Below are 10,425 nucleotides of genomic sequence, written 5' to 3' on the forward strand. Positions count from 1 at the left end.
TGAGTGCGCCTTTTGTTTTTTAGCCAACTCATGTTGTTTTTATTTTTCTTGCTCACGTGCAATTGCACGGTAGCCGATGTCGTTGCGATGGAACATGCCATCCCAACTGATCTGTTTTGCAAGCTCGTAAGCACGCTGCTGCGCTTCTGATACGCTGTTGCCAAGTGCCGTTGCACAAAGAACGCGACCACCGTTTGTCACGATGTCGCCATCTTTGTTATCTGTACCTGCATGGAAGACTTTTTCGCCTTCAATTTCAACTTGTGGCAGACCCGAAATTACGTCGCCTTTGTTGTATGCTGCTGGGTAACCACCGGCTGCTAACACGATACCAATCGATGCTCGTGGATCCCACTTCGATTCCGCTTGATCCAGTTTCTCGTCGATTGCCGCTAGGCACAGATCAACAAGATCCGATTTCATGCGCATCATGATAGGTTGTGTCTCAGGATCACCGAAGCGGCAGTTGTACTCGATTACTTTCGGAGTGCCGTCTTTGTCGATCATCAGACCCGCGTATAGGAAACCAGTGTAAGGGTTACCTTCAGATGCCATGCCACGTACTGTTGGGTAAATCACTTCTTCCATGATGCGGTTGTGGATTTCCTGTGTTACCACTGGAGCTGGAGAGTATGCTCCCATGCCACCGGTGTTAGGACCCGTATCTTTGTCGCCTACGCGTTTGTGGTCTTGGCTGGTGGCCATTGGTAGAACGTTCTCACCATCCACCATCACGATGAAGCTTGCTTCTTCACCATCTAGGAACTCTTCGATAACGACACGACTACCAGCATCACCAAATGCGTTGCCTGCTAGCATGTCTTTGATTGCGTCTTCGGCTTCTTCTAGCGTCATTGCCACAATCACGCCTTTACCAGCCGCAAGGCCGTCGGCTTTGACCACAATCGGCGCACCTTGCTCACGCACGTAAGCAAGCGCTGGTTCAATTTCTGTGAAGTTTGCGTAGGCACCGGTTGGGATTTGGTGACGAGCAAGGAAGTCTTTAGTAAACGCTTTAGAGCCTTCAAGCTGCGCTGCGGCTTGGGTAGGACCAAAGATTGGTAAGCCCGCCTCGCGGAACGCATCAACCACACCAATAACCAATGGTGCTTCTGGGCCAACGATAGTCAGTTCAATCGCCTTCTCTTTTGCAAAAGCAACAAGGCCAGCGATGTCTTCCACATCAATGTTTACGTTCTCTAGTTTTGGCTCTAGTGCTGTACCTGCGTTGCCTGGTGCAACGAAGATAGTCTCAACATTTGGGTTTTGCGCTGCTTTCCAGCCTAGCGCATGTTCACGACCGCCTGAACCAATGATTAAAACTCGCATATGAAAATCCTTAATCTTATAAATACCGTTTGCTCAAACTCAGATATTTCGCAAAGACCTGAGTATGGCCTCTCTAATTCAGTGGGACGAGGACAAGGCGACAAGTGAACTTATTCCTATGAGCATAGTATGCTATGTGATTAGGATAAGTGAACGCCGTCAACGCAGTAATCGTCCCAGTGAAGACGAGAGGATTAGTGGCGGAAGTGACGCATACCGGTAAAGATCATCGCCATGCCGTGTTCGTCTGCTGCTGCAATAACTTCGTCATCACGCATAGAACCACCTGGTTGGATAACGCACTTGATGCCCGCTTCTGCAGCCGCGTCGATACCGTCACGGAATGGGAAGAATGCATCTGATGCCATGACACAACCTTCAACCTGTAGACCTTCGTCTGCAGCTTTGATGCCTGCGATTTTCGCAGAGTAAACGCGGCTCATTTGGCCAGCACCTACACCGATAGTCATGTCGCTTTTCGAGTAAACGATCGCGTTAGATTTCACGTATTTCGCTACTTTCCAGCAGAACAGTGCATCTTTTAGCTCTTCTTCTGTTGGCTGGCGCTTAGAAACCACTTTTAGGTCGTCTAGGCTTACCATGCCTTGGTCGCGGTCTTGAACCAGTAGACCGCCATTCACGCGTTTCACGTCAAAGCCAGTTGTCTTCGTTGTCCATTCGCCACACTCAAGTAGACGTACGTTCTTCTTCGCGGCAACCACTTCAATCGCTTCAGCAGAAACAGAAGGTGCGATGATCACTTCAACGAATTGACGCTCAACAATAGCGGTTGCTGTTTCAGCATCCAGTTCTTGGTTGAATGCAATGATGCCGCCGAATGCAGATGTTGGGTCAGTTTGGTAAGCACGGTTGTACGCTTCTAGGATGTCTTTACCTAGAGCAACACCGCATGGGTTTGCGTGTTTTACGATTACACATGCTGGCTCGTTGAACTCTTTCACACATTCAAGCGCTGCGTCCGTGTCTGCGATGTTGTTGTAAGAAAGGGCTTTACCTTGGATTTGGCGAGCAGTAGAAACGGATGCTTCTTGTGGGTTTGCTTCAACGTAGAATGCGGCTGCTTGGTGGCTGTTCTCACCGTAGCGCATGTCTTGCTTCTTCTCGAACTGTTGGTTGAACGTACGAGGGAATTTGCTCTCTTCATCACCGTCTTTGTTCTCACCGTAAGATGGAACCATAGTGCCGAAGTAGTTTGCGATCATGCCGTCGTAAGATGCTGTGTGCTCGAATGCTGCGATAGCTAGGTCGAAACGAGTTTCGAGAGTGAGAGATTTGTCGTTTGCGTCCATCTCTGTAATTACACGGCCGTAATCACCTGCATTAACAACGATAGTCACGTCTTTGTGGTTTTTCGCTGCAGAACGAACCATTGTTGGGCCGCCGATATCGATGTTTTCAACAGCGTCGGCTAGTGTACAGCCTTCTTTGGCAACGGTTTCTGCGAATGGGTATAGGTTTACGACTACCATATCGATAGGGTTGATGCCGTGCTTTTCCATCACGTCATCATCTTGGCCACGACGACCAAGCACACCACCGTGAACTTTTGGGTGAAGCGTTTTAACGCGGCCGTCCATCATTTCTGGGAAACCAGTGTAGTCAGAGACTTCGGTTACGGCGATGCCTTGTTCGGCAAGTAGGCGAGCTGTACCACCAGTAGATAGGATATCGACACCGCGCTCAGCAAGAGCTTGCGCAAACTCAACAATACCTGTTTTGTCTGATACGCTGATAAGCGCACGGCGAATAGGACGAGCGTTATTCATGCTTCCATTTTCCTCAAATTCACGGAGTTAAAGATGTTTGCCAAAAATGAACTTGTTTTTACCTCTTGGGGTAAAATATTGGCCAGTTTTGGTAAAGACCTTTGCAGGGTGTTTTCTGGTTAGAAAACAGTCTCCACATTTGATGGCGCGTATTCTAACCAATTTATTACAAAAAAGCTCGCGCAATCGTTTGGCATCTCAAAAATAATTGCAAAAAAGTCGTTCTTTAGCTTTAAAAGTAACGAGATAGTTAATAGGGGAAGTTATGTTTCAGATAGGTGAACTGGCAAAACGTTGTGGTGTGACTGCCGATACATTGCGTTTCTACGAGAAAAATGCGCTAATAAAACCCGCAGGACGAAGTGAGTCAGGCTACCGCTTGTATGATGAAGAGAATCAAAAGCAGGTGCACTTTATCCTCAAAGGTAAAGATCTTGGCTTGAGTCTGGATGAAATTAAAGACCTGTTAGAAATTAAGTTAGAAGCGACAGAACACAGCTGTGCAGAGGTAAAAGCCATTACTTCTGCTAAGTTAGAGCTGATTGATGGGAAAATTAACGAGCTGACGAAAATTCGCCGAGCGTTAAAGAAGATTAATGATGCTTGTTGTGGTCATACAGACGATGACGCCACACATTGCTCTATCCTTGCAGCACTTGAGTAGTCTCATTCTTGAATCACTTAACTTAAGTTTGCATTTTTGGCGACTTGCTTTTCTAGGTACACGCTGCTTTCCCACCTATAATCTTGCCTTTAGTTACTTGTAGGAATCGACCATTGTCTGATTCCTACCGTAACGCTGTCTGTAGATACGAGAGTTTTCATACATGGTTGGAGTCTATTTTCAAATCAATGACTGGGTTTTGAGCGTTGATGAAAATAAGCTGTATCGACAAGATAGGGAAGTTACTGTTGAGCCACGCTTAATTAATCTTTTGCACTTCTTAGCGGAGCATGCGAATGAGGTGTTCAACCGCGAGGAATTGATTCAGTACGTTTGGGCTGGAGCGATTGTGACCGATCAAGTGGTGACTCAATCCATCTTTGAGTTGCGTAAGCTACTACGTGACGGTCGAGAGGAAAATACCAACTACGTTATCACGGTGCCCAAGCGTGGCTATAAGCTGGTAGCGAACGTGGTTACTATGACGCATGAAGAGTTTGTCACAAGTCGGCAAAATGAAGAGATCCCGCCTTCGGTTGAAGAATCGGAAGAGGATTGTCTACCTATAGCACCAGCCGTTACCTTTCCTGCAGGTCCTCTAACTCGCGCGGTCTGCGAGATGTCAAAAGAGAAAAAAGCACCTCAGAGCAAAAACAAAATCAGTCCTTGGCGATTGGGAATTATGAACTTCATCTGGATCAGTATGTTGGTCGTAGTGATGGGCGTGTTTACCTACAAGCAATCGGAAGTGCGTATTACCCAAGCCATCGATACCCATCTGATTGAGTTCAAGTTTCAAGATAATTTTACGAATGAAGGATTAAGCTACGATTTGGCAGATGGATTCGCCCAAAAGTTGATGTCCGACATTGCTCAAGTCAGTGATTACCGAGTTATGCTAAAGAAGGCGTCGTTTACTTCTGGCATTGTGCCTGGTAAATCGGTCGTGGTGAGAGTTCGTGAGAACGACGGTGGCAGCTTTTTAGAGGTGGAATATCGCAATAACTCATCTGAAAAAGTGTTGTTTAGTCGTCAATACGCGTTAACCAGTAGTCATTTAAAGACAGTGCTTCAACAAGCGTCGTTGGATTTGATGCAAGTGCTGAAAGTGTCGGATGCCAAATTGAAATCTACGATGCTGGTGGCGGGAATGCCAATGAATCCCGACGCGTTGGAGTTGTTTGTTCAGGCTAACCATTACCTTAATGTCTCTGATACTAAACAATTCCGCCAAGGTATCGACTTGATGGAAAATATTTTAGAAATCGAGCCGGATAATGCTTACGTTCAAGCTGAGTTGTTGATTGCTTACCATGTACAAAAGGCACTTGATTTCTCACAGGAGTTGAAGAAAGGGCGAATGCAGCAGCTCAGTGAAGCACTAGAGACTAATGTGAAAATGATGGTGGGGCCAATTCAACCGCGAATTTATGAAGCTTTAGCACTGCACGAAACAATCATTGGTGACATGGCGTTAGCCAAGCGGCATCTCGGACAGGCATTGAGGTTACGTGATTCAGTGCTTTCCTATGTGATTCGCGGTAAGCACGCCGAATTGGATGGTGATCTGGATTTAGCCAGTGAGTCTTACAGTGAAGCTTTCTATATTGATACGTCGGTTGAGACGTACCTGCTGTGCGAAAACTTGGTCTTCCCAAGTAACATGAAGGCGATTGATTACGCCATGTATCGCGCCGTTCACCCTTCTGTCGTTCGAATGCTTTAATTCTCTCGGACTCAACGTCAGTCTAATGCTAGCCCCTCATTTCGATGAGGGGCTTTTTTGTCGCTGTCGAAAAGTGAAAAGGGTGAGGCGGTGGGGCAATGACTTACGAAGGAGCTAACAACGCAAGCTTGCAACGGGAATACATACCCGCTTTGCTTCTCTATCTCTATCTCTATCTCTATCTCTATCTCTATCTCTATCTCTATCTCTATCTCTATCTCTATCTCTATCTCTATCTCGGCCAAATTATGTGGCGAGAATGATTTTGGTGCCTTCTTGCATGCGAGATGAATATTGATATGGGTCAAGAAGCGCGATCAGGGAGAGATTTATGGAATCAACACTTCAGGGAATCAACCCTTAGGGATGGGGAAGTTGATAGAGGTTGATAACTTTTATCGCGATGACCAACGAGTTGATGAGAGTTTATCTATCGGTAGAAGGTTTGATGTTTTTCTTATAACTGTATGAATAATATAGTTTTACATTTTTGTGTTTATCATGTTTATCTCAACTTGATGTTGATGAACTAATCATTTTATTGATAACACCAAGTTTATTTTTTTCCCGATTTTTGGGCGTAGTCTTCACTTCGAAGTTTAGCGAGGTCGAGCAGGTTCTTCCTCATAGCATCTCGCTAATAACCGTTCAGTTTGAGTCATGTTGACTCGAGTAGAATAGATTTGGAGATGTTATGCCATCGAATGCGAAAAAAATCGGCCTTATAGCCTGTACGGGTGTCGTAGCCGGTAACATGATGGGTAGTGGTATCGCACTATTACCTTCTAGTCTTGCCTCTGTAGGCTCTGTTTCAATCTTCAGTTGGCTGATCTGTTTGGTCGGTGCACTGAGTCTGGCGTTTGTTTACGCTCGTCTGGCAACCAAAAACCCACAAGAAGGTGGTCCTATCGCTTATGCTGGCGAAGTGTCTCCGGTATTTGGTTTCCAAACGGGCGTTCTTTATTACCACGCGAACTGGATTGGTAACCTGGCTATTGCCATTACAGGTGTTTCTTACCTTTCAGTATTCTTCCCTGTGCTTAATGACCCAATCCCAGCGGGTATTGCGACGATTGCATCGGTATGGATCTTCACTTTCGTCAACCTACTTGGTGGTAGCTGGGTAAGCCGTCTATGTACGCTTGGTCTTGTTCTAATCCTAATTCCAGTTGTTGGTACCGCTCTATTTGGTTGGACGCACTTCGACACTGCGCTATACAGCCAAAACTGGAACGTATCTGCGGGTACTGATAGCCATGCGATTGTGACTGCGGTTCTTATCTGTCTATGGTCATTCGTTGGTGTGGAATCAGCAGCAGTATCGACAGGTATGGTAGAAAACCCTAAACGTACTGTACCGCTAGCAACCATGCTGGGTACTGGTATCGCAGGTGTGATTTACATCCTATCAACTCAAATGATCAGCGGCATGTTCCCTGCTTCTGAAGTTGCGGCATCAGGTGCGCCATTTGCATTGGCAACCACTGAGCTATTCGGTAGCTGGACAGCACCATTCGTATCAGCGTTCACAGCACTAGCATGTTTCACTTCGCTAGGCTCTTGGATGATGCTGGTGGGCGAAGCTGGTAAACGTGCAGCAAGCGATGGCAACTTCCCTAAAATCTACGGCGAAACTGACAAAAACGGTGTGCCTAAGAAAGGTCTAATCCTTGCGTCAATCAAGATGACAGCATTAATGGTTGTACTGATGTTCTTCAGCTCTAAAACAGCACATGCATCAGACTTGTTCAACCAGCTAACGACTGATGCAGTTCTACTAACTATGCTGCCTTACTTCTACTCAAGCATTAACTTGATTCGCTTCGAAGGTATGACAACACGCAACGGCTTCGTAATGCTGTTCTCTGGTGTAGCTTGTCTGTTCTGCTTCATTGCCCTTGCTGGTGCAGAAGGCGGTACGCTAACAGCAACCTTCATCGTGTCTCTCGTTATCTTGATGTTCTACAGCAAAAAAGCCGGCTTAGCTCAGTACATGAAGCTACACGCTGACGACATGCCTGCTCAAGCAAGCAACTAATCCCCAAACGCTGGCGCTTCGGTGCCAGTCAATAAAAAACAAATTCACTCGGCGCTCACCTTACTCACTGCCTGTAAATGGCAGAGAGCGCCTTCATTCGCCTTGGAGATGTCCAAATGAATATTTTCGCTATCTTGAACCACATGGGTGTGTTCTTTAAAGAAGAGCCAGTTCGTCAACTTCACGCTGCTCTTGAGAAAGCGGGCTACGAAGTGGTTTACCCAGTAGATGATAAAGACTTGATCAAAATGATTGAGATGAACCCACGCATTTGCGGTGTGCTGTTCGACTGGGATAAATACTCACTAGAGCTATGTGAACGTATTAGCCAAATCAACGAAAAACTGCCTGTTCACGCATTTGCTAACGAACAGTCTACTCTAGATATTTCACTAACAGACCTACGTCTAAACGTGAGCTTCTTCGAGTACGCTTTAGGTATGGCTGACGACATCGCTATCAAAATCAACCAAGCGACTGAGGCATACAAAGATGCCATCATGCCTCCATTCACTAAAGCGCTATTCAAATACGTAGAAGAAGGTAAATACACCTTCTGTACTCCAGGTCACATGGGCGGTACTGCATTCCAGAAAAGCCCTGCTGGTAGCATCTTCTATGATTTTTACGGTCCAAACACATTCAAAGCGGACGTATCAATTTCAATGCCTGAACTAGGTTCTCTACTAGACCACTCAGGTCCACATAAAGATGCAGAAGAATACATCGCACGCACATTCAATGCAGACAGCTCGTACATCGTAACTAACGGTACGTCTACATCGAACAAAATCGTTGGTATGTACTCAGCACCTGCGGGCAGCACAGTACTGATTGACCGTAACTGTCACAAATCTCTGACTCACCTAATGATGATGAGCGACGTGACACCAATCTACTTCCGCCCAACTCGTAACGCATACGGCATCCTTGGTGGTATTCCACAAAGCGAATTCAGCCGCGATGTCATTGCAGAGAAAGTGGCGAGAACTCCAGGTGCAACAGCGCCAAGTTACGCAGTAGTGACTAACTCAACTTACGATGGTCTGTTGTACAACACACAATTCATCAAAGAGTCGCTAGACTGTAAACACATCCACTTCGACAGTGCTTGGGTGCCTTACACTAACTTCAACCCAATTTACGAAGGTAAATGTGGTATGAGTGGTGAAGCGATGCCAGGCAAAGTGTTCTACGAAACACAATCAACACACAAACTGTTGGCAGCGTTCTCACAAGCTTCAATGATTCACGTGAAAGGTGACTTTGATAACGAGTCTTTCAACGAAGCATTCATGATGCACACTTCAACTTCACCTCAGTACGGCATTGTTGCTTCTACTGAAACTGCAGCGGCAATGATGCGCGGCAACACTGGTAAGAAGTTGATGCAAGACTCTATCGATCGCGCAATTCGCTTCCGTAAAGAGATCAAACGCCTAGAAGCAGAAAGTGACAGCTGGTTCTTCGATGTATGGCAACCAGAAAACATCGATACCACAGAATGTTGGAAACTAGACCCTAGCGATACATGGCACGGCTTCAAGAACATGGATGACAACCACATGTATCTTGACCCAATCAAAGTAACGCTACTGACTCCGGGGATGAATAAAGAAGGCGAACTAGAAGAATCAGGTATTCCTGCTTCGCTGGTGGCTAAATTCCTAGACGAGCGCGGCATCGTGGTAGAGAAAACAGGTCCATACAACTTGTTGTTCCTATTCTCAATCGGTATCGACAAATCAAAAGCAATGCAATTGCTACGCGGCCTAACTGAATTTAAACGTGGCTACGACTTGAACCTAACCATCAAGAGCTTCCTACCTTCACTATACAACGAAGACCCAAGCTTCTATGAAGGCATGCGTGTTCAAGAACTAGCACAAGCGATTCATGACCTAACTAAGAAATACAACCTACCTGAGCTAATGTACAAAGCGTTCGATGTACTTCCAGAAATGAAAGTAACACCACACGCAGCATGGCAAGAAGAGCTTCGTGGCAACATCGAAGAAATCAAACTGGAAGAAATGGTTGGCCGCGTAAGTGCGAACATGATCCTTCCTTACCCTCCAGGTGTGCCACTAGTACTTCCTGGTGAAATGGTGACTCAAGAGTCTCGCCCTGTGCTGGACTTCCTAGAGATGCTTTGTGAGATCGGTGCGCATTACCCAGGTTTCGAAACCGACATCCACGGTCTATACCAACAAAAAGATGGTAGCTACACCGTAAAAGTACTGAAGAACTAAGCTCCTCTCGAAGATGACGTCATTGGGAATGCAAGCATGCTCCACTCTTACGAGCTCAATGCGTCATCGAACAATAACGACATTTAGATATACCCCTAACTAATCTGTCGTAAAGAGAAGGGCAAGGATGCTCTGATCTTTTCTTCTATATATAGAAGAAACACTTTTCCAAGACTTCACCTGAAGTACCCCAAATAAAAAGCAAAGACCAAAAGAGCAGTTCGTCATCGTTCTGCTCTTTTTTTCGTCTTTATATAGATAGAAAGAGAAAAAAGAACCAAGAGAGATAAGATCAGCAATCAAAATCACAAAGAAATCGGCGATCTTTTAATGCAGAAGTCAGGTGTTTCATCATGAAAAGATCCTCTGCAACCCGAAATATTAGACAAGATCGTTGAGTATCTATGCAGAATGCTCGTTATTTGTGCGGTTGGAAGTTTTTTTGCAAAAAACGCTTGTGCTAATTTCTCAACCCCCTATACTGCGCATCCACCGACACGGAGTGAGACGAAAGTCACACAGCGAGTCGGGAAGAGAGAAAAAAGAATTTAAAAAAAATGCTTGACTCTCTCACGGTGTGAAGTAAGATACGCACCCCTAACGACGAGCAACTAAGTTGCTGAAAATGT

At 45.7% G+C, this 10,425-nt stretch carries 6 protein-coding genes; 4 read left to right on the forward strand and 2 right to left on the reverse strand.

Going from position 1 to position 10,425, the window contains the following annotated elements; all coding sequences use genetic code 11:
• Positions 1–39: 39 nt before the first annotated feature.
• Positions 40–1,329, reverse strand: coding sequence for a phosphoribosylamine--glycine ligase (gene purD, locus R7O03_RS21815; protein WP_318132021.1), 1,290 nt, complete (start codon positions 1,327–1,329; stop codon positions 40–42).
• 194 nt (positions 1,330–1,523) lie between these two features.
• Complete coding sequence (gene purH / locus R7O03_RS21820; protein ID WP_053303479.1) at positions 1,524–3,116, reverse strand: bifunctional phosphoribosylaminoimidazolecarboxamide formyltransferase/IMP cyclohydrolase; 1,593 nt, start codon at positions 3,114–3,116, stop codon at positions 1,524–1,526.
• A gap of 265 nt (positions 3,117–3,381) precedes the next feature.
• Between purH and zntR the strand changes: the two genes are divergently transcribed.
• The 4 genes from zntR to R7O03_RS21840 all read left to right on the forward strand — a co-directional run bounded on the left by zntR (position 3,382) and on the right by R7O03_RS21840 (position 9,796).
• Positions 3,382–3,780, forward strand: coding sequence for a Zn(2+)-responsive transcriptional regulator (zntR, locus tag R7O03_RS21825; protein ID WP_005382529.1), 399 nt, complete (start codon positions 3,382–3,384; stop codon positions 3,778–3,780).
• Positions 3,781–3,943: 163 nt separating this feature from the next.
• Complete coding sequence (gene cadC / locus R7O03_RS21830) at positions 3,944–5,506, forward strand: lysine decarboxylation/transport transcriptional activator CadC (RefSeq protein WP_005382530.1); 1,563 nt, start codon at positions 3,944–3,946, stop codon at positions 5,504–5,506.
• A gap of 694 nt (positions 5,507–6,200) precedes the next feature.
• Positions 6,201–7,544, forward strand: coding sequence for a cadaverine/lysine antiporter (gene cadB, locus R7O03_RS21835; RefSeq protein WP_258657762.1), 1,344 nt, complete (start codon positions 6,201–6,203; stop codon positions 7,542–7,544).
• A 116-nt stretch (positions 7,545–7,660) separates the two neighbouring features.
• Complete coding sequence (locus R7O03_RS21840) at positions 7,661–9,796, forward strand: lysine decarboxylase CadA (protein ID WP_318132022.1); 2,136 nt, start codon at positions 7,661–7,663, stop codon at positions 9,794–9,796.
• Positions 9,797–10,425: the final 629 nt, after the last annotated feature.

Source organism: Vibrio sp. Vb2960 (genome assembly GCF_033337665.1).
Lineage (GTDB): Bacteria > Pseudomonadota > Gammaproteobacteria > Enterobacterales > Vibrionaceae > Vibrio > Vibrio alginolyticus.

Excerpts from the sequence above, each read along its gene's own strand:
- purD (WP_318132021.1), bottom strand. The coding sequence starts at position 1,329 with ATGCGAGTTTTAATCATTGGTTCAGGCGGTCGTGAACATGCGCTAGGC.
- purH (WP_053303479.1), bottom strand. The coding sequence starts at position 3,116 with ATGAATAACGCTCGTCCTATTCGCCGTGCGCTTATCAGCGTATCAGAC.
- zntR (WP_005382529.1), top strand. The coding sequence starts at position 3,382 with ATGTTTCAGATAGGTGAACTGGCAAAACGTTGTGGTGTGACTGCCGAT.
- cadC (WP_005382530.1), top strand. The coding sequence starts at position 3,944 with ATGGTTGGAGTCTATTTTCAAATCAATGACTGGGTTTTGAGCGTTGAT.
- cadB (WP_258657762.1), top strand. The coding sequence starts at position 6,201 with ATGCCATCGAATGCGAAAAAAATCGGCCTTATAGCCTGTACGGGTGTC.
- R7O03_RS21840 (WP_318132022.1), top strand. The coding sequence starts at position 7,661 with ATGAATATTTTCGCTATCTTGAACCACATGGGTGTGTTCTTTAAAGAA.